This is a genomic window from Aestuariivirga sp. (assembly GCF_047602625.1).
Lineage (GTDB): Bacteria > Pseudomonadota > Alphaproteobacteria > Rhizobiales > Aestuariivirgaceae > Aestuariivirga.
This window is the reverse complement of sequence record NZ_JASGGV010000002.1, coordinates 1,165,184-1,183,016: the sequence shown is the minus strand read 5'-3', so window position 1 is coordinate 1,183,016 and position 17,833 is coordinate 1,165,184. Positions and strand designations below refer to the sequence as shown.

Here is a 17,833-nt window from a genome sequence, read left to right as displayed (position 1 = left end):
GGGCCTCATGAGCGTTTGCAGCTTTCACGATTATGGCGCGCTTGATGCAGGCGCGCGGGCGGCCTTGCTCAAGCGGGCGGAAAGCGATGCCGAAGCCCTGTTCGGCAAGGTGCGGCCGATCATCGATGCCGTGAAAGCGGAAGGCGATGCGGCGCTCCGGCGTTTCACGCGCGACTTCGACAAGGCGGACGTCAAGGCGCTGAAAGTGCCAGAGGCCGATTTCGACGCGTCGTTCAAATCCGTTGAACCTCAGGTGATCGACGCCATCCGCTTTGCCATCTCCAACATCAGGAGCTTTCACGAGGAGCAGAAGCCCGAGCCGCAATGGCTGAAGGAGATCCGCCCCGGCGCGTTCGCGGGCGACCGCTGGACGCCCATCCGCTCGGTGGCGCTCTATGTGCCACGCGGCAAGGGATCGTTTCCCTCCGTCACCATGATGACCGCCGTGCCCGCTGTCATCGCCGGGGTGCCGGAACTCTCCATCGTCACGCCGCCTGCGCCCGATGGCGGCGTCGATGCGGCGACACTGGTGGCGGCGCGGCTGGCCGGTGTTGAAACGGTCTATGCGGTGGGCGGCGCGCAGGCCGTGGCGGCGGTGGCGCATGGCACCGAAACGGTGAAGCCCGCGCTCAAGATCGTCGGTCCCGGAAGCCCGTGGGTGGTGGCGGCCAAGCGCCTGCTGGCGGGCGTGCTCGATGTCGGCCTTCCCGCCGGTCCCTCAGAGGCGATCATCTTCGCCGATGGCACGGTGGATGGCAGGCTCGCGGCACTTGACGTGCTGATCGAGGCCGAGCACGGGCCGGACTCCTCGGCCTATATCGTCACCCATTCGCGCGATATGGCGGAAGCGGCGATGGCGGCACTTCCCGGTTTCTGGGCCCGCATGACGGAGCAGCGCGCAGCCTTTTCGCAGGCCGTTCTCAAAGGCCCGCGCGGTGGCATCGTGCTCACCCGCTCCGTCGAAGAGAGCCATGATTTCATCAATGCCTATGCGCCGGAGCATCTGGAAATCCAGTCAACCGATCCGTTCCGGCACCTGGGCCGCATCACCGAAGCGGCGGAAATCCTCATGGGGCCTTATACCCCCGTCACACTCGGCAATTTCGTGCTGGGCCCCAATGCGGTTCTCCCCACCAGCCGCTGGGCGAGGAGTTGCGGCCCCTTGTCGGTGACGGATTTCATGAAGCGCTCCTCCATCGGCTATGTAACCCAGCCCGCCTATGCGGAACTTGCACAGCATGCGCGCGAACTGGCGCGTTACGAAGGTTTCAGCTCGCATGAGAATGCGGTGTCCGCCTTGCGTGATGATGTGCTGCCATGAAGGCTGTCAGGCTCCATGCGAAGGGCGATCTCCGGGTCGAGGAGGTTGCCGCGCCATCACCGCCACTGGGCGATCAGGTGCTGCTGAACGTCTCGGCGGCGGGCATCTGCGGGTCCGACCTTCACAATTTCCGCACCGGGCAATGGATCACCCGCGCGCCCTCGACGGCGGGCCATGAATTTTCCGGCGTGGTGCTGGCGGCGGGACCGGAGGTGCGCAAATTCAAGCCGGGTGACCGTGTGGCGGCGGATTCGCGCTACTGGTGCGGTGCGTGCGGCCCGTGCCGCGAAGGGCTGCATCACCTCTGCGCGAAGCTGGGCTTCGTAGGCGAGCTTTGCGATGGTGGGTTTGCGGAGCAGGTGATCCTGCCGGAGCGCCTGCTGCATCCCGTGCCGCACGGCCTTTCAGATGAAGTCGCGGCAATGGCCGAACCCTTCGCGGTGGCGCTCCATGCGGTGCTGCGGCTTCAGCTTCAGCACAATGAGCCGGTGCTGATCGCCGGTGCCGGTCCCATCGGCGGGCTGGCGGCATTGGTTCTCGCCGAACAGGGCTTCACCGATATCCGCGTGGCCGACCGCAACGCCACGCGCGCCCAGCTCGTCTCCGCTGTAACCGGTGCGCGCGTTGTGCCGCTGGCAAAAGAAGAGGGCGGCAGGCCGCTCCGCGCCGCCATTGACGCCACCGGCAGCGTCCAGGCGCTCCGTACACTGATCGATTTTCTCGATGGCGGGGCGCGTCTTGCCATCGTCGGCATTTCGCATGGCAAGCTCGACATCGATCCCAACATCCTCGTCGAGCGCGAGATGAGCCTGATCGGCTGCCACGCCTTCCGCGATGAATTGCCGGATGCGCTTGCCATGCTTTCAGCCTGCGCAGACCGCGCCGCGCGGCTCATCGACCGCGTAATTGCGCTCGATGAGGTTCCGGACGCCTACCGCCGCCTGATCGCCGGAGAGGCCACCGGCCTCAAGACCATCATCCGGCCGTGATGGCCCCCGCGTTAACGGGCTGTCACATATAGGTCATTTGACCGTCATCTCCGTGCGCGACGAGCAGCCGCCAACTCGGAGAACATCATGAACAAGACGACGAAGATTGCCCGCACGGCACTTGCCGCGGCGCTGATGCTCAGCACCGCTCTTCCCTCGATCACCCGCGCAGACGCGATGAGCGATCTGGCGGCCGCCGCCAAGCAGGAAGGCCAGCTCACCGTCATCGCTCTTCCGCACGACTGGTGCGGCTATGGCGACGTCATCGCCGGCTTCAAGGCGAAATATCCCGAAATCACCGTCAACGAGCTGAACCCCGATGCAGGTTCGGCGGATGAGCTCGAAGCGATCCGCGCCAACAAGGACAACAAGGGCCCGCAGGCGCCGGACGTGATCGACGTCGGCCTCGCCTTCGGCCCGCAGGCCAAGGATGAAAAGCTGATCCAGCCCTACAAGGTCGCCACCTGGGCCGACATTCCCGATAACGTGAAGGATGCCGACGGCTATTGGTTCGGCGACTATTATGGCGTCATGGCGTTCGGCGTGAACAAGGATCTCGTCAAGAACACCCCCGCCGACTGGTCCGATCTTCTCAAGCCCGAATACGCCAATTCCTTCGCGCTCACCGGCGATCCGCGCGCGTCGAACCAGGCGATCCTCGGCGTCATGTCGGCCGGCATCGCCAATGGCGGCGAGCCCGGACAAGCTTCGGGCGAGAAGGGCCTCGCCTTCCTCGCCGAACTCAACAAGGCCGGAAACTTCGTGCCGGTGGCCGGCAAATCCGGCACCATCGCGCAGGGGCAGACGCCCATCGTCGCCGCCTGGGACTATAACCTTCTCGCCTGGCGCGACAGCCTGAAGGGCAACCCGCCGATGGATGTGGTGATCCCCGCGTCCTCCTCGCTGGCGGGCGTCTATGTGCAGGCGATCTCGGCTTATGCGCCCCATCCCAATGCCGCCAAGCTGTGGATGGAATATGTCTATTCCGACGAAGGCCAGCTTGGCTGGCTCAAGGGCTATTGCCATCCCGCGCGCTTCAACGCGCTGGTGGCGGCCAAGAGCGTGCCGCAGGAGCTGATGGACAAGCTGCCGCCTGCCGAAGCCTATAACAAGGCGATCTTCCCGACCGTCGAACAGCAGGCCGCCAACAAGAAGACGGTGTCCGAAGGCTGGGACAAGACCGTCGGCGCCAACGTCAAGTAAGCACGATTGAAGGCTCCTGCGCCCCTGCGGGCGCAGGAGTTTTCCAGGGGGATCTATGGCAGGCGGCGCTCAGGTACGAAGGCGGACGGGTCTGTGGGCGGTGGCTGGCTCCCATGCCGGCATCGTGCCTTTCGCGCTGTTCGCGCTGCTGTTCCTGATATTGCCGACGCTGCAGATCGTCACCGGCGCATTTCAGGGCGCCGATGGCGGATTTACGCTGTCCAATCTTGCGGGGCTGTCGGAGCCCAACATCGTCAACGCGGCGCTCATCTCTATCAAGATCAGCCTGCTGACGGCGCTTCTCGGCACGGTGTTCGGCCTTCTGCTGGCCATCGCCGTCACGCGCGGCGGGCTTCCGCCTGCGCTGCGCAACGCCACCATGACGTTTTCCGGTGTTGCCTCGAATTTCGCGGGCGTGCCATTGGCCTTCGCCTTCATCGCCACGCTGGGCAGGCTGGGACTCATCACCGTTCTCCTGCGCGATGTGTTCAACATCAATCTCGCGGCGATGGGCTTCAATCTCATCAGTTTCACGGGGCTGACGCTGGCCTATCTCTATTTCCAGATTCCGCTGATGGTTCTCATCATCACGCCGGCCCTTGATGGCCTGAAGCGCGAATGGCGCGAAGCTGCCGAAAGCCTCGGCGCCACAGGTACGCAATACTGGCGCATGGTGGCGCTGCCGGCGCTCTGGCCGTCGCTTCTCGGCACCTTCGCGCTGCTGTTCGCCAATGCCTTCGGCGCCGTCGCCACCGCCATGGCGCTCACCGGTTCGTCGCTGTCGATCATCCCGATCATTCTCTTTGCACAGGTCCGTGGCGACGTGCTGCAGGATCCGCACCTGGGCTACGCCATCGCCTTCGGCATGATCGTTGTCACTGCACTCGCCAATGTCGTCTACATCGCGCTGCGCGCCCGCGCCGAGAGGTGGGTGAAATGAAGCTGGCCCGCCTGTGGAACTGGTTCATCTTCGCGATCGGGTTCCTGTTCTTCTTCCTGCCGCTCATCGGCACGTTCGAGTTCTCGCTCAGGGCGCGGCGCGGCGTCTATTCCTTCGATGCCTACCGCAACGTGCTGTCGGATCCGCAATTCCGCGAAACCTTCACCTTCTCGGTGGTGATGGCGCTGGCCACCATCGTGTTCGGCATTCTCATCGTCACGCCCACAGCTTTCTGGGTCAGGCTCAAGCTGCCGCGCCTCAGGCCCGTTGTGGAATTCGTCACGCTGCTGCCGCTCGTCATCCCGCCCATCGTCATCGTGTTCGGCTATATCCGGCTTTACAACACGTCGAGCTTCCTGCCGCTCACCGGCTCCACCTGGGGCACCAACCTGCTGCTGGTGTTCGGCTACAGCGTGCTGGCGCTGCCCTATCTCTACCGCGCGGTCGACACCGGGCTTCGCACACTCGATGTCCGCACGCTTACCGAAGCTGCACAGGGGCTGGGTGCGGGCTGGGTCACCATTCTCGGGCGCGTCATCCTGCCCAATGTGTTCACGGCCATTCTTTCTGGCGCATTCCTCACCTTCGCCATCGTGATCGGCGAATATGTGTTTGCGGCTCTTCTCAACCGCCCGGCCTTCGGGCCCTACATGGTGTGGATGGGCGGCAACCGCGCCTATGAACCCGCCGCCCTTGCCGTCATCGCCTTCTCGATCACCTGGGCCTGCATGGGCCTCATCCAGCTCGCCACGCGTTTTTCACGCCATTCCCCGGGTCCCAACTGATGGCCTTTCTCGAACTCGAGCATCTCGAAAAATCCTTCGGCGCCACGCGCGTGGTGCGTGATTTCAATCTGAGTGTGGAGAAGGGCGAGTTCATCTCGCTGTTGGGGCCTTCGGGCTGCGGCAAGACGACGGTGCTGCGCATGGTGGCGGGATTCGAATCGCCCGACTCCGGCGCGATCCGCATCGACGGCAAGGACATCGTGGGCCTGCGCGCCAACCAGCGGAACATCGGCATGGTGTTCCAGGCCTATGCCATGTTCCCCAATCTCACGGTGGCGGGGAATGTCGCCTTCGGACTCAAGATCAAGGGCATGCCCGCCGCCGAGATCAAGAAGCGGGTGGACGAGATGCTGCAGCTCATCGGCCTGCCCGAACACGGCAACCGCTATCCCTTCCAGCTTTCCGGCGGGCAGCAGCAGCGCGTGGCGCTGGCCCGCGCTCTGGCACCCAAGCCCCGCATGCTTCTTCTCGACGAACCGCTCTCGGCGCTGGACGCCAAGATCCGCGTGTCGCTGCGCACCGAAATCCGCGCCATCCAGCGCGAGCTGGGCATCACCACCATCTTCGTCACGCACGATCAGGAAGAGGCGCTGTCGATCTCCGACCGGATCGTGGTGATGAATGGCGGCATCGCCGAGCAGGTGGGCCAGCCGCACGATATCTATAACCGCCCGGCGACGCGCTTCGTCGCCAATTTCGTCGGTACACTGAACAATATGGACGCCTTCATCCGCGATCCGGCCACCGGCCTTCTGGGGCTGGGCGGCACGGAGGTGCGGGTCGATCCCGCCAAAGTCACCGGCCATGCGGGCGAGCGGCAGGGGCTGGCGATCCGCCCGGAGGCCGTCAATCTCGGACGCACGGCAGGCGCTGATGTGGTGCTTCCGGCGGTGATCGAGGATGTGCATTTCCTGGGATCGGTGGTGCGTGTGCGGGCGCGCGCGGCAGGCACCTGGTTCTCGCTCGATACCTTCAACCGCCCCGATGCCACGCCGCCGCAGGCAGGCGCTCCGGCTGAAATTTCTTTCCGCTCCTCCGACCTGATCCTGCTCGGCGCCGCCTGATCAGCGGCTGAGGATCGAACCGGAGGCCACCAGCTCGTCGAGCAGCGCCATGGTGGCTTCGCCCGTGGCGCTGAAGGGATCGAGCACCGCGCGCTCGTGATATTTGAGCAGCAGGCCGGGGTTGATCTTCGCCATGTCCACCTGGCCCATGGTCCAGCTGTAGAACTTGCGCTCGCCGATTTCCCCGTAAGACAAGATGCGAATATGCTCATGGCGATCGTCGCGCATGATCGAGGTAAGCAAATCGCCCACCTGATCGCGGCCGCCCTCCAGCACCTGGATGAAAATGTTTCCGTTGTGGCACACGCAGAGGATTCCGGTGATGCCGTGGGCGGGGTTCTTGCGGCGCGCGGTTTCGAGGATCGAGTCCTGCGTGGCCCCGCGGATCGGGCCCTTGGAGCGGCTGGCATAGAGGCAGCGGACGAGCATCGGGCTAATCCTTGAGGTTGACGAGGGCCAGGAATTCCCGGCGGAGATTGGGGTTCTTCAGAAACGATCCGCGCATCACGCTGTTCACCATCTTGGCGCCCGTGTCCTTCACGCCACGCCAGTGCATGCAGAAATGATCGGCCTCCATCACCACGGCCAGCCCATCGGGCGTCACCTTGTTCATCAGGAGGTCGGCCAGCTGGGTGATCGCCTCTTCCTGGATTTGCGGGCGGCTCATGATCCATTCGGCAAGGCGCGCATATTTCGAGAGGCCGATGAGATTGGAATGTTCGTTGGGCAGAAGGCCGATCCACAGCCTGCCCATGATCGGGCAGAAATGATGGCTGCAGGCCGAGCGCACGGTGATGGGCCCGACGATCATCAGCTCGTTCAGATATTCGGCATTGGGAAATTCGGTGACGGGCGGCGGCGGCGCGTAACGGCCGCGGAACACTTCGGTCAGATACATGCGCGCCACGCGCCGGGCGGTATCCTGCGTGTTGTGGTCGTTCGCGGTGTCGATCACCAGGCTGTCCAGCACGCCTTCGAGCTTGCCCGCCACTTCGGCCAGAAGCGCATCGAGTTCGCCGTCGGCGATGAAATCGGCGATATTGTCATTGGCATGATAGCGCCGGCCCGCCCGCCGGATGCGTTCGCGGATGCGGGCCGAAACGGGAAGATCGCTGTCGGGCGGCTGGGTCATGGCCTCAAGGATAGCAGGCGGCCTGGTTTCGACAAACCCCGCCTTTCGCAAAGTTAATGATGCCGCCGTTTGGGGTGCATGCATTCTCCTCGCACAGCCAGGGGAGACGGCCATGCGAGTCCTTCACGTTTTTGCAGTTCCGATGGTTCTCTGTTTTGCGGCGGGTGCCGCCGCTGCCGACCCGTCATTGTCGATGACGCTTGATGGCAAGCCGTGGACGGCGGAGAATGTCAGCGCCAGCGAAACGGTGATCGCCGGAAAGCCAGTGCTGAACATCGCCGGCACGAACCTCAAGGACGGGCAGCCCGTCGTGTTCTCCACCAATCTGGCGATCGCGGCTCCCGGACAATATGCAGGCACCTATGCCTATCCGGAAAAATCCGATCCCACCGGCAATACCGCGAGCTTCAGCGATCCCACACGCGGAGACGACTTCATGGAGCAGCGCTTCCGGATGACCGGCGGCCAGATCACCGTTACGTCAGATGCGGCGGCGCATACGGTGTCCGGCACCTTCGCCATGACGGGGATCAGCCAGTCGAAGAAGACGAAGCTCTCGATCGAAAACGGCGTGTTCAAGGATATTCCTGTGGTGACGCCATGAGGCGGGCTTTTGTCACGGCGGCGGCGCTTCTTGTGCTGGCGGTGCAGGCGGGAGCGGAAGATTATCCGGAATTATCCTTTGCGCCGGAACCGCAGGGTTACACCACCTTCGCCTTGCCATCCGGCAATGTGGAATGCATCTATACGCCCGCTGGCGGCTCCACCGTCTACAAGACCGCTGACGGCGGGCCGGAACTTTCCTGCGACCGCGCCAGCCCCAAATATCTGCGCTTCACCCTCAGCGCGCATGGAAAGGCGGAGATGCTGTCTGATGTGGGCGATCAATCCTGCTGCGGGGCCAAGAACATCCTCCCCCATGGCCGAAGCTGGCGCGGCGGCCCCTTCTACTGCGAATCCGCCGAAGACGGCCTCACCTGCATGACGGATGAGGACCATGGTTTCCTGATCAGCCGGAAGAAGGTAAAGTCATATTAGGCGTGACAGGCGGCGGCCTCAGTTCCATGACGGTCAAAAAGGTCCGCAATATTTTAGGCGGCTTTCTCTTCGGTTTCGGCTGGATGACGATGTTTTGCTTTTTCTATATCGATTCTCGGTGGACTTCGGATGCCCCCAAGCTGGCAAACTCGGCCGATGGACTCACCTATGCACATAACGTCCATGGAACGATTGTCTATCTTTCCTATTTTCAGTGGCTTTCCGAAAGATTGCTTGTGTGGGGCTCTTTGGTTGCTGTCGTTGCCGGTTTCGCCTTACTGCCAAAACAACTGGGACGAACACAACCGACCGGCAAGATGTTCGTCCCGGAAGACAATCGCATTGCCAAATACGCCACTTTTGCAGGCATCATCTTCGCCCCGGCCGCCGTCTATTTCGCCGGTCCTGCGATCGTGCGGATGGCGATGAGCCTTGCCGCATTGCTTTAAGCGGGGTCTTGCGGCGGGCGCAGGATGGGCCTATATGGACGCCAACTTAGGTTCACTCACATAGCCACGAAAGTGGAGATCGAGAGTGGGTCCCGGCGCGGGGCCCGCTTTTTTTATTGCCTGAAGGACAGATGAGCGAAGAGAGACTGACACGCGAAACCGGGCCCGCCTTGCGGGTTGCCGCCCTTGCCGAGCCGGTGCTGGCCGACATGGGCTACCGGCTGGTGCGCGTAAAGATGAGTGGCACCACCCTGCAGATCATGGCGGAGCGGCCGGACGGCACCTTCTCCATCGATGACTGCGAGAAGGTGAGTCGCGCCATGTCGCCCATGCTCGACGTCGAGGACGTGATCCCGTCCCGCTATCATCTCGAAGTGTCCTCGCCCGGCATAGACCGCCCGCTGGTGCGCCCCGGCGATTTTGAAAGCTGGGCCGGGCATGAGGCGAAGATCGAGATGGCCGTGCCGGTGGCGGGCCGCAAGCGCTTCCGCGGCGCCCTTGAAGGTTTCCACGAGGGCGAAGTGCGGCTGTTCATCGAGAACCCCGAAGGGGCCTCCAAGGAGCCCGTGCTGGTGGGCGTCCCCTTTGCCGATATCGGCACGGCGCAGCTCGTGCTGACGGACGAGCTGATCGAGGCCGCGCGCCAGCGCCTGCCGCAGGCGGGTTATGGCGACGGCGCTGAAATTGACGAAGACAAGATCTCTGTTGAGAGGAGTGAAGACAATGGCTGAACCTGCCGTGAGCGCCAACCGGCTTGAGCTTCTGCAGATCGCCGATGCGGTGGCCCGCGAAAAATCGATCGACAAGTCGGTCGTGCTGCAGGCGATGGAAGAGGCGATTACCAAAGCGGCCAAGGCCCGCTATGGCCAGGAAAACGAAATCCGCGCCGAGATTGATCCGCGCTCCGGCGAAACGCGGCTGAACCGGCTCTTGCTGGTGGTCGAGAAGGTGGAGAACGAAGCCACCGAAATCAGCCTCGCCGAAGCCAACCGCCGCAATCCCGCAGCCACGCTGGGCGACTTCATCGCCGAGCCCCTGCCGCCCGTCGATTTCGGCCGCATCGCCGCCCAGAACGCCAAGCAGGTGATCGTGCAGAAGGTGCGCGATGCCGAGCGCGACCGCATGTATGACGAATACAAGGACAGGATCGGCGAGATCGTGCACGGCGCGGTGAAGCGCGTCGAATATGGCAACGTCATCGTCGACCTGGGCCGTGGCGAAGGCATCGTACGGCGCGACGAGTCGCTGCCGCGCGAAACCTTCCGCACAGGCGACCGCATCCGCGCCTATGTCTATGACGTGCGCCGCGAGCAGCGTGGGCCCCAGATTTTCCTCTCTCGCACGCATCCCGAATTCATGGCCCGCCTGTTCGGCCAGGAAGTGCCGGAAATCTATGACGGCGTGGTGGAAGTTGTTTCCGTGGCCCGCGACCCGGGCTCGCGCGCCAAGATCGCCGTGCGCTCCAAGGATGGGTCCATCGATCCGGTCGGCGCCTGCGTCGGCATGAGGGGCTCCCGCGTCCAGGCGGTGGTGAACGAGCTTCAGGGCGAGAAGATCGACATCATCCAGTGGACGCCCGATGTCGCGTCCTTCGTGGTCAATGCGCTGGCCCCCGCCGAAGTCACCAAGGTGGTGCTCGACGAGGAAGCCGAGCGCATCGAGGTCGTGGTGCCGGACGAACAGCTGTCGCTCGCCATTGGCCGCCGCGGCCAGAACGTGCGCCTTGCCTCGCAGCTCACCGGCTGGGACATCGACATCATGACGGAGGCCGAGGAATCGGAGCGCCGCCAGAAGGAATTCGCCGCCCGCACGCAGCGTTTCATCGATGCGCTGGATGTGGACGAAACGCTGGCCCAGCTTCTGGCGTCGGAAGGTTTCGATACGGTCGAGGAAGTGGCCTATGTCGAACTGCGCGAGATCGCCTCGATCGAGGGGCTGGACGAGCAGACGGCGGAAGAGCTGCAGAACCGGGCGCGCGAATATCTCGAGCGCGCCGCCGCCGAGCAGGATGCCCGCCGCAAGGAACTGGGCGTTGCCGACGAGCTGACCGAGATCGAAGGCTTGACGCCCGCCATGCTGGTGGCGCTGGGCGAGGCCGGCATTCTCAATGTCGAGGATTTCGCCGGTTGCGCCTCCGACGACCTGATCGGCTGGACGGAGCGCAAGAACGGCGAGGCGGTGAAACACAAGGGCGCCTTCTCCGATCTCGACGTCTCGGCTGAGGAGGCCAACCGTCTCATCATGTCGGCGCGCGTCAGGATGGGCTGGATTCCGGCGCCTGAGGAAGCCGAAGTGGTGGCGGATGCCGAAGCCGAGGCCGACGCCTGAGCGGAGACAGCACCATAACGCAAGGGACGGACGCGGATTTGGCCGAACGCATGTGCATCGTGACGCGCGAATGCCGTGATGAGGCAGATCTGATCCGTTTCGTGCGCGGGCCGGATGGCCAGGCCGTTCCCGATCTGGCGCGCAAGCTGCCGGGGCGGGGGGTCTGGGTGTCGTCCAAACAGGAAACCGTGGCCGAGGCCTGCCGGAAAAACCTGTTCTCGCGCGGCTTCGGCGAGGCGACGGCGGCTGATCCGGCGCTGCCGGAGATGGTGAGGGGGCTTTTGCGCAAGCAGGCGCTTTCCTATATATCCTTGGCCAAGAAGGCCGGGGAAGCGGTCACGGGCTTCACGAAAGTCGAGGAAATGCTGGGGCGTGAGCGCGCCCGCATCCTCCTGCACGCACGCGAAGCCGCCGCCGACGGATGCCGCAAGCTCGACAAGCTGGCGGTGCCGGATGTCGAACGGATCAGTCTTTTCCAACTCGATGAATTGGATTTGGCGTTTGGCCGGTCAAATGTGATACATGCTGCCGTGGCAAAAGGGGGGCTTGCCGAAAAGCTCCTTGCCGCCATCCGCCGCATCGGGATTTATGAAGGCCAGCCGGGCCTTTAAGGGTATTGAAGAGAGAGCATGAGCGACAACAACGAGAATGACCGCAAGTCCGACGCCCAGCGGGGCGGCAGCGGAACTCTGACCCTGAAGCGGCCTTCTGTCGAACAGAGCAAGGTGAAGCAGAGCTTTGCCCATGGCCGCACCAAGACGGTGGTGGTCGAAACCAAGCGGAAGCGCTTCGGCGATGACAAGCCTGCCACGGCAGCGCCCGCGCCTGAGGTAAAGCCGGCGTTCCAGCCGCAGCCCCGCGTTGCGCCCACAACCGCCGCGCCCAGCAGGCCTGCGGCGCCGCAGGGCGCCCGCCCGGGCGTGGTGCTCCGTACACTGACGGCTGAGGAAAAGGAGGCGCGTGACCGCGCTCTCGCCGGCGCCCGCGTGCGCGAGGCCGAGGACCGCAAGCGCCAGGAAGAAGATGCCCGCCGCCGCGCCGAGCAGGAGGCCCATGACGCGCGCGAGCGCGAGGCCGCCGCCAAGCGCAAGGCCGAGGATGATGCGCGCCATCGCATCGAAGAGGAAAGCAAGCGCAAGGCCGAGGAAGCCGCCCGCAAGCTGGCGCCGCGCCCGGCAACCACCACGCCTGCCGGAACATCCGCCGCAGCGCCGTCTTCCCTGTCGCCGCGCCGTCCCGCAGACGTTGAGGCGGATGACGAGCGGCCGAAGTCCCGCGCGCCCGGTGGCGTCATCAAGCGCGAGGTCAAGGTTCCGGCTCCTACCCGCACCAAGGGCGAAGCGGACAAGCGCCGCGGCCGCCTGACGGTGGGCAACGCCATGGCGGATGATGAGGACCGCGCGCGTTCCGTCGCCGCCTTCCGCCGCCGCACCGAGCGCCTGAAGAAGCAGGCGCAGGGCTTCCAGATGCCCACCGAAAAGATGAGCCGCGAAGTGGTGATCCCCGAGGCGATCACCATCCAGGAGCTCGCCAACCGCATGGCCGAGCGCGGCGTGGACATTATCAAGTTCCTGATGAAACAGGGCGAGATGCACACCATCAACGACGTGATCGACGCCGATCTGGCGCAGCTGATCGCCGAGGAGATGGGCCACAAGGTCAAGCGCGTGTCGGAATCCGACGTTGTCGAAGGCCTTGCCGCCGATACTGATACAGCCGACCAGCTCGTGTCGCGCCCTCCGGTCGTCACCATTATGGGCCATGTCGACCACGGCAAGACGTCGCTGCTCGACGCCATCCGCAAGACCAATGTGGTCTCCGGCGAAGCGGGCGGCATCACCCAGCACATCGGCGCCTATCAGGTCGAGACCAAGAACGGCCTCATCACCTTCATCGACACGCCGGGCCATGAGGCCTTCACTGCCATGCGCGCCCGCGGCGCCAAGGCCACCGACATCGTGGTGCTGGTGGTGGCGGCGGATGATGGCGTGATGCCGCAGACGGTTGAGGCCATCAACCATGCGCGCGCCGCCGAAGTGCCGATCATCGTGGCCGTCAACAAGATCGACAAGCCCTCGGCCAATCCCAACCGGGTGCGCACCGACCTGCTCCGCCATGACATCGTGGTGGAAAGCATGGGCGGCGACATTCTCGAAGTGGAAGTCTCGGCGCTCAAGGGCACCAATCTCGACAAGCTCTTGGACGTGATCCTGCTGCAGGCCGAAGTGCTCGACCTCAAGGCCAATCCCGACCGCGAGGCGGGCGGCATGGTGGTGGAAGCGCAGCTCGACAAGGGTCGTGGCCCCGTGGCCACCGTCCTCGTGCAGCGCGGCACATTGCGGCTGGGCGATATTTTCGTGGCCGGCTCCGCCTGGGGCCGCGTGCGCGCGCTCATCAACGACAAGGGCAGCCAAGTGAAGGAGGCAACGCCCTCCACGCCGGTTGAAGTTCTTGGCCTCAACTCGGCGCCGGAAGCGGGCGATCAGTTCGACGTGGTGCCGAATGAAGCCAGGGCGCGCGAAATCACCGATTACCGTGATCGCAAGCGCCGTGAATCGCGCGGCGCTCCGGCGGCGCGGTCGTCGCTCGAGCAGATGATGACACAGATGAAGGATGGGAACGTCAAGGAGTTCCCCATCCTCGTCAAGGCCGACGTTCAGGGCTCGGCGGAGGCCATCGTTCAGGCGCTGGAGAAGATCGGCAACGACGAAATCCGAAGCCGCGTCATCCACTATGCGGTGGGCGGCATCAACGAGAGCGACATCGGCCTCGCGCAGGCCTCGGGCGCCGTGGTGCTCGGCTTCAACGTGCGCGCCTCAAGCCAGGCGCGCGATGCGGCGGAGCGGGCGGGCATCGAAATCCGCTACTACAACATCATCTATGACCTGGTGGACGACATCAAGGCCGCCATGTCGGGCAAGCTCGCGCCGGAACTGCGCGAAACCTTCCTCGGCAATGCGCGAATTCTCGAGGTGTTCAACATCACCAAGGTGGGCAAGGTGGCGGGCTGCCAGGTCACCGAAGGCGTTGTCCAGAGGGGCGCCAAGGTGCGCCTCATCCGCGACAACGTGGTGATTCACGAAGGCACGCTCTCGACCTTGAAGCGCTTCAAGGACGAGGTGAAGGAAGTCCCCGTCGGCCAGGAATGCGGCATGGCCTTTGAGAACTATCAGGACATCCGCGCAGGCGACATCATCGAATGCTTCCGCGTCGAGAAGGTGGAGCGGAAGCTGGAGTAGTTCCACGCGAGTGGCGAAACGCGACGGCTGCTTTTGCTATGGGCGCGATCAGTCTGCTTTTCTGCAGACCGATCGGCGCCAAGCGTGCCACAGTAAGTTCTGGCAAGGATCCGAAATGAAGAGCTAATCACCTTCGTGGGAAGCGTGATTTGCGGCAAGTTCTCGCTTCAGTCTTACAGAGTCTCCAGACGTCGACATCCAGATCAGGATGGTTGTCAGCGAACCAATGCCACGGAGCAGCAAGCGGGACAGAAGGCTGGGGTTTCCGCTGTTCTGTTTCGCATAGGCCAGATGCGATGCTTCTTCCGCCTGAATGGAAGCAATGAGGCGTTCAAGCTCCTCATCTTTGTCAGCGAGATACAGTAACTGGTCGTCGAGATGATGGTGGACTGCATGTTCGACGGCCTCTGTGCATAGCCACACCGCGCGTTTTCCGCAAAGTGCTGTCAGGATGCCGAGAACACCACCGCCCCACGCCCACAGGAACAGCATTCTGCAGGGGCGGGCGGAGCGGGACGGCATGGCTTCAAGAAACAGTCTGTGATGTTCGATCTCGTGACCGTACATTTCATCAAGTTTGGCTGTGATGCCGGGATTGAGGATCGAGGAGATTGCGCGCTGCGTGGCATAAATGCGGATGGCGCCATGTTCCCCGGCATGATTGACCTTGAGGATGCGCGCGATAATCCGCCGCTCCCTCGCGTCAGGCATCAAGGTGGCTTTTCGCTCAATCATGATAAAATCTTGCATACCGCAGTTTGTTTTACTATTCCGGCGATATGTCACACTCTTCAACCCCCTCGCAACGCCAGCTCCGTGCCGGTGAACTGATCCGCCACGCGCTGTCCGACATCCTGTTCCGCGGCGAAACGAATGATCCGGAGCTCGAAGGCCTGCAGGTGAGCGTGCATGAGGTACAGATTTCGCCCGACCTCAAGATCGCCACGGCCTTCATCAGCACGCTGATCAAGGGGCAGGAGCAGCGGGCGCTCGACGCGCTCAACCGCAACAAGAAATATATCCGCGGCCTGGTGGCGCCCAAGGTGGACATGAAATTCATGCCCGAAATCCGCTACCGCATCGACACCTCGCTCGACTATGCCAACAAGATCGACGAACTCCTCCACCGCCCCGAGGTGGCGCGCGATCTAAAAAAGAGCTAGAATAGATTGCGGGCCAGTGATGGCGCCGCGCTGAGATACTCTGTGCCGGAGCAGGCGAATGGCAAAAACCAAGATATCGGTGCGAATCCCTGAGCAACTAGGCAAGCAAGTGGAAAATATGGCAAGGATAGGCGGCTGTTCCAAGGCGTCAATCCTGGTTGATGCGCTGGAAAATTATATCGAACGTCACTTTCCCAGTCAGGAGAGGCCGCAAGACCAGCTATAATCTCCCCGCCGTCCCGTCCATGGCTGGGTTCATCAGCGGTTTCCAACAAAATAAATATGCCGGTCCTTGTCCCACGCGTCGCTCCATTCGAACTGCATATCCGGCCATGCTTGCTTGGGATCAATGTCGGCGGGCGCATAGAGGAAGCCGGAGAACCCATCTGGAATTCCCGCAAACGTGACGAACAGGACCAGTGGGCCTTTATCCGTCATCTTGAAATAGGCAGGCCCATCGCCGAGGCTGAGATGGGAGCCTGATGACCCTGGCACCGGAATGCCGAAATATTCTTCGGCGCCTCCCTGAGGCGGATTGGCGATGACCTTGGAAAACAGTTCGGCCCGCGCCTTGCCGAAGCGCCAATCATTATACATGAGCCACCAGCCAGTCGTATTCACGAAAAGGCCCACGGCGACGGCGGCGAGCGAAATAGCAAGCGGGATGAGAAGGGCTATTCCCTTGCGCCGGAATATCAAGAACCAGAGAAACATCAAGCCGATCAAAACCGGCAGGCAAAAGATCGCCACTGCCAAAGCGGCGAGAGGCAGCATCCACCAGAAGAATATTCCGGAATCGTAGTAATTCATTTCCCAGAGCATTGGGTCGCTCAGTGCCGCCGCGGCCACGCACAGCGTGGAAATGATCATGCAGAAAATGAACGCCGGGTGCCGTGTCATGGCGCGGGATGTTAGTGAAACATGGAACCAAGAGTAAGATAAATTGAACGCCGACAGCAAAACCCCGGAAAAAAGGATGCGCCGTCCCGTCCATGGCTGGGTGGTGCTGGACAAGCCCTATGGCATGACGTCCACGCAGGCGGTCGGCAAAATCCGCTGGCTGTTCGGAGCGGAGAAGGCGGGGCATGGCGGCACACTTGATCCGCTTGCCACCGGCCTCCTGCCCATTGCGCTCGGTGAAGCCACCAAGACGGTGCAGTGGGCGATGGATGGCCGCAAGGTCTACCGCTTCACCGCCTCATGGGGTGAGGAGCGCTCCACCGATGATCTCGAAGGGGACGTCACGGCCATATCAGCCGAACGCCCGTCGCTCCCGGAGATCGAGGCCGTCCTGCCGCGCTTCCGGGGCGAGATCCTGCAGGCGCCGCCCGCCTTCTCGGCCATCAAGGTCCAGGGCGAGCGGGCCTATGATCTGGCGCGGGCGGGAGAGGCGGTGGAACTCGCCCCCCGGCCCATCCTCATCGAAGGCCTTGAACTGGTGGATCAGCCCGACAGGGATCACGCCACCTTCGAGGTAAGTTGCGGAAAAGGCACCTATATCCGCTCGCTGGCGCGGGATATGGGGCGAGCGCTGGGGTGCCTTGCCCATGTCTCCATGCTGCGCCGGGTGGCTGTCGGGCCGTTTACCGAGGCGCACATGATTCCACTGGAAATGCTGGAGGAATTGCGCCATAAGGCCCCCGGCGGAAACGCCATGGACGGGGTTTTGCAACCCATCGCGACCGTGCTGGACGGCATCCCGGCACTGGCCATCGATGCAGCGCAGGCCCAACGCCTGAGGCAGGGACAGAGTGTCCTGCTCAGAGGCGCGAATGCTCCCATAGCTGCAGAGGCGGTTCTGGTGACGGAGGGCGGAAAGCCCCTCGGCATCTGCGCCATCGAGCAGGGATCGCTCAAGCCGAAGCGTCTTTTCAACGTTTAACCCCATAAGGGAGATGGCCGAATGACCATGACCGCGGAGCGCAAGGTTGCGCTCGTCAAAGAATATGCCACGAAGCCCGGCGATACGGGTTCGCCGGAAGTGCAGGTTGCGATCCTCACCGAACGCATCACCTACCTCACCGAGCACTTCAAGACCCACAAGAAGGACAATCATTCCCGCCGCGGGCTGCTGACCATGGTCAGCAAGCGCCGTTCGCTGCTTGATTACCTGAAGCGCGTGGACGAGGGCCGTTACCAGACCCTCATCAAGCGCCTCGAGATCCGCCGCTAGGCTGATCTG

General features: G+C 63.1%; 21 protein-coding genes. 17 read left to right on the top strand and 4 right to left on the bottom strand.

The annotated features are described in order from the left end of the window. The first annotated feature begins 7 nt into the window (after positions 1-7). From hisD to QM694_RS10785, 6 genes are all read left to right on the top strand, one after another. Entirely contained in the window at positions 8-1,321 is a 1,314-nt protein-coding gene (hisD, locus tag QM694_RS10810; protein WP_415006941.1) for a histidinol dehydrogenase, read from the top strand. Beyond that, on the top strand, positions 1,318-2,310 hold the full coding sequence (locus tag QM694_RS10805; RefSeq protein ID WP_415006940.1) for a zinc-dependent alcohol dehydrogenase: 993 nt from the start codon (positions 1,318-1,320) through the stop codon (positions 2,308-2,310). The genes hisD and QM694_RS10805 overlap by 4 nt, the downstream gene beginning before the upstream one ends. Before the next feature lie 135 nt (positions 2,311-2,445). After that, positions 2,446-3,513 carry an ABC transporter substrate-binding protein gene (locus tag QM694_RS10800; RefSeq protein WP_415008610.1) on the top strand — a complete coding sequence of 356 codons (1,068 nt, stop codon included), beginning with the start codon at positions 2,446-2,448 and terminating at the stop codon, positions 3,511-3,513. 55 nt (positions 3,514-3,568) lie between these two features. Further along, entirely contained in the window at positions 3,569-4,453 is an 885-nt protein-coding gene (locus QM694_RS10795; protein WP_415006939.1) for an ABC transporter permease, read from the top strand. Then, positions 4,450-5,238 (top strand): ABC transporter permease, encoded by a 789-nt coding sequence (locus QM694_RS10790; protein WP_415006938.1) that lies wholly within the window; start codon positions 4,450-4,452, stop codon positions 5,236-5,238. Before QM694_RS10795 ends, QM694_RS10790 begins: the two co-directional genes overlap by 4 nt. Next, the gene (locus QM694_RS10785; protein ID WP_415006937.1) at positions 5,238-6,302 is read left to right on the top strand and encodes an ABC transporter ATP-binding protein; all 1,065 of its coding nucleotides are present in this window, start codon (positions 5,238-5,240) and stop codon (positions 6,300-6,302) included. The genes QM694_RS10790 and QM694_RS10785 overlap by 1 nt, the downstream gene beginning before the upstream one ends. On the opposite strand, the gene QM694_RS10780 is transcribed toward QM694_RS10785, so the two are convergent. Together QM694_RS10780 and folE are read right to left on the bottom strand one after the other, a co-directional pair. Further along, positions 6,303-6,731 carry a BLUF domain-containing protein gene (locus tag QM694_RS10780; RefSeq protein ID WP_415006936.1) on the bottom strand — a complete coding sequence of 143 codons (429 nt, stop codon included), beginning with the start codon at positions 6,729-6,731 and terminating at the stop codon, positions 6,303-6,305. A 4-nt stretch (positions 6,732-6,735) separates the two neighbouring features. Next, complete coding sequence (gene folE / locus QM694_RS10775; RefSeq protein WP_415006935.1) at positions 6,736-7,434, bottom strand: GTP cyclohydrolase I; 699 nt, start codon at positions 7,432-7,434, stop codon at positions 6,736-6,738. 112 nt (positions 7,435-7,546) lie between these two features. Between folE and QM694_RS10770 the strand changes: the two genes are divergently transcribed. The 7 genes from QM694_RS10770 to infB all read left to right on the top strand — a co-directional run bounded on the left by QM694_RS10770 (position 7,547) and on the right by infB (position 14,488). Further along, on the top strand, positions 7,547-8,038 hold the full coding sequence (locus tag QM694_RS10770) for a DUF6252 family protein (protein WP_415006934.1): 492 nt from the start codon (positions 7,547-7,549) through the stop codon (positions 8,036-8,038). Continuing rightward, a complete protein-coding gene (locus tag QM694_RS10765; protein ID WP_415006933.1) occupies positions 8,035-8,472 on the top strand; it encodes a hypothetical protein in 438 nt (145 codons plus the stop codon). Before QM694_RS10770 ends, QM694_RS10765 begins: the two co-directional genes overlap by 4 nt. Before the next feature lie 26 nt (positions 8,473-8,498). Next, a complete protein-coding gene (locus QM694_RS10760) occupies positions 8,499-8,921 on the top strand; it encodes a hypothetical protein (protein WP_415006932.1) in 423 nt (140 codons plus the stop codon). Positions 8,922-9,052: 131 nt separating this feature from the next. After that, on the top strand, positions 9,053-9,652 hold the full coding sequence (gene rimP, locus QM694_RS10755) for a ribosome maturation factor RimP (RefSeq protein WP_415006931.1): 600 nt from the start codon (positions 9,053-9,055) through the stop codon (positions 9,650-9,652). Next, entirely contained in the window at positions 9,645-11,249 is a 1,605-nt protein-coding gene (gene nusA / locus QM694_RS10750) for a transcription termination factor NusA (RefSeq protein ID WP_415006930.1), read from the top strand. Before rimP ends, nusA begins: the two co-directional genes overlap by 8 nt. A 38-nt stretch (positions 11,250-11,287) precedes the next feature. After that, positions 11,288-11,860, top strand: coding sequence for an RNA-binding protein (locus tag QM694_RS10745; protein ID WP_415006929.1), 573 nt, complete (start codon positions 11,288-11,290; stop codon positions 11,858-11,860). Positions 11,861-11,878: 18 nt separating this feature from the next. Beyond that, on the top strand, positions 11,879-14,488 hold the full coding sequence (gene infB, locus QM694_RS10740; protein WP_415006928.1) for a translation initiation factor IF-2: 2,610 nt from the start codon (positions 11,879-11,881) through the stop codon (positions 14,486-14,488). Positions 14,489-14,611: 123 nt separating this feature from the next. Here infB and QM694_RS10735 read toward each other — a convergent pair whose 3' ends face one another. Beyond that, complete coding sequence (locus QM694_RS10735) at positions 14,612-15,223, bottom strand: demethoxyubiquinone hydroxylase family protein (protein WP_415006927.1); 612 nt, start codon at positions 15,221-15,223, stop codon at positions 14,612-14,614. Between the two features lie 44 nt (positions 15,224-15,267). Between QM694_RS10735 and rbfA the strand changes: the two genes are divergently transcribed. Together rbfA and QM694_RS10725 are read left to right on the top strand one after the other, a co-directional pair. Continuing rightward, on the top strand, positions 15,268-15,651 hold the full coding sequence (gene rbfA, locus QM694_RS10730) for a 30S ribosome-binding factor RbfA (protein ID WP_415006926.1): 384 nt from the start codon (positions 15,268-15,270) through the stop codon (positions 15,649-15,651). A gap of 58 nt (positions 15,652-15,709) precedes the next feature. Continuing rightward, entirely contained in the window at positions 15,710-15,877 is a 168-nt protein-coding gene (locus tag QM694_RS10725) for a hypothetical protein (RefSeq protein WP_415006925.1), read from the top strand. A gap of 32 nt (positions 15,878-15,909) precedes the next feature. Here QM694_RS10725 and QM694_RS10720 read toward each other — a convergent pair whose 3' ends face one another. Then, positions 15,910-16,665: a hypothetical protein gene (locus QM694_RS10720; protein ID WP_415008671.1), complete on the bottom strand. Its 756-nt coding sequence runs from the start codon at positions 16,663-16,665 to the stop codon at positions 15,910-15,912. Between QM694_RS10720 and truB the strand changes: the two genes are divergently transcribed. Beyond that, positions 16,595-17,533, top strand: coding sequence for a tRNA pseudouridine(55) synthase TruB (truB, locus tag QM694_RS10715; RefSeq protein ID WP_415006924.1), 939 nt, complete (start codon positions 16,595-16,597; stop codon positions 17,531-17,533). The genes QM694_RS10720 and truB overlap by 71 nt on opposite strands. A 21-nt stretch (positions 17,534-17,554) precedes the next feature. Beyond that, entirely contained in the window at positions 17,555-17,824 is a 270-nt protein-coding gene (rpsO, locus tag QM694_RS10710; RefSeq protein WP_415006923.1) for a 30S ribosomal protein S15, read from the top strand. Positions 17,825-17,833: the final 9 nt, after the last annotated feature.

What these genes read in the sequence shown, in the direction of transcription:
- hisD (WP_415006941.1), top strand. Translation starts at nt 8, where the DNA reads ATGAGCGTTTGCAGCTTTCACGATTATGGCGCGCTTGATGCAGGCGCG.
- QM694_RS10805 (WP_415006940.1), top strand. Translation starts at nt 1,318, where the DNA reads ATGAAGGCTGTCAGGCTCCATGCGAAGGGCGATCTCCGGGTCGAGGAG.
- QM694_RS10800 (WP_415008610.1), top strand. Translation starts at nt 2,446, where the DNA reads ATGCTCAGCACCGCTCTTCCCTCGATCACCCGCGCAGACGCGATGAGC.
- QM694_RS10795 (WP_415006939.1), top strand. Translation starts at nt 3,569, where the DNA reads ATGGCAGGCGGCGCTCAGGTACGAAGGCGGACGGGTCTGTGGGCGGTG.
- QM694_RS10790 (WP_415006938.1), top strand. Translation starts at nt 4,450, where the DNA reads ATGAAGCTGGCCCGCCTGTGGAACTGGTTCATCTTCGCGATCGGGTTC.
- QM694_RS10785 (WP_415006937.1), top strand. Translation starts at nt 5,238, where the DNA reads ATGGCCTTTCTCGAACTCGAGCATCTCGAAAAATCCTTCGGCGCCACG.
- QM694_RS10780 (WP_415006936.1), bottom strand. Translation starts at nt 6,731, where the DNA reads ATGCTCGTCCGCTGCCTCTATGCCAGCCGCTCCAAGGGCCCGATCCGC.
- folE (WP_415006935.1), bottom strand. Translation starts at nt 7,434, where the DNA reads ATGACCCAGCCGCCCGACAGCGATCTTCCCGTTTCGGCCCGCATCCGC.
- QM694_RS10770 (WP_415006934.1), top strand. Translation starts at nt 7,547, where the DNA reads ATGCGAGTCCTTCACGTTTTTGCAGTTCCGATGGTTCTCTGTTTTGCG.
- QM694_RS10765 (WP_415006933.1), top strand. Translation starts at nt 8,035, where the DNA reads ATGAGGCGGGCTTTTGTCACGGCGGCGGCGCTTCTTGTGCTGGCGGTG.
- QM694_RS10760 (WP_415006932.1), top strand. Translation starts at nt 8,499, where the DNA reads ATGACGGTCAAAAAGGTCCGCAATATTTTAGGCGGCTTTCTCTTCGGT.
- rimP (WP_415006931.1), top strand. Translation starts at nt 9,053, where the DNA reads ATGAGCGAAGAGAGACTGACACGCGAAACCGGGCCCGCCTTGCGGGTT.
- nusA (WP_415006930.1), top strand. Translation starts at nt 9,645, where the DNA reads ATGGCTGAACCTGCCGTGAGCGCCAACCGGCTTGAGCTTCTGCAGATC.
- infB (WP_415006928.1), top strand. Translation starts at nt 11,879, where the DNA reads ATGAGCGACAACAACGAGAATGACCGCAAGTCCGACGCCCAGCGGGGC.
- QM694_RS10735 (WP_415006927.1), bottom strand. Translation starts at nt 15,223, where the DNA reads ATGATTGAGCGAAAAGCCACCTTGATGCCTGACGCGAGGGAGCGGCGG.
- rbfA (WP_415006926.1), top strand. Translation starts at nt 15,268, where the DNA reads ATGTCACACTCTTCAACCCCCTCGCAACGCCAGCTCCGTGCCGGTGAA.
- QM694_RS10725 (WP_415006925.1), top strand. Translation starts at nt 15,710, where the DNA reads ATGGCAAAAACCAAGATATCGGTGCGAATCCCTGAGCAACTAGGCAAG.
- rpsO (WP_415006923.1), top strand. Translation starts at nt 17,555, where the DNA reads ATGACCATGACCGCGGAGCGCAAGGTTGCGCTCGTCAAAGAATATGCC.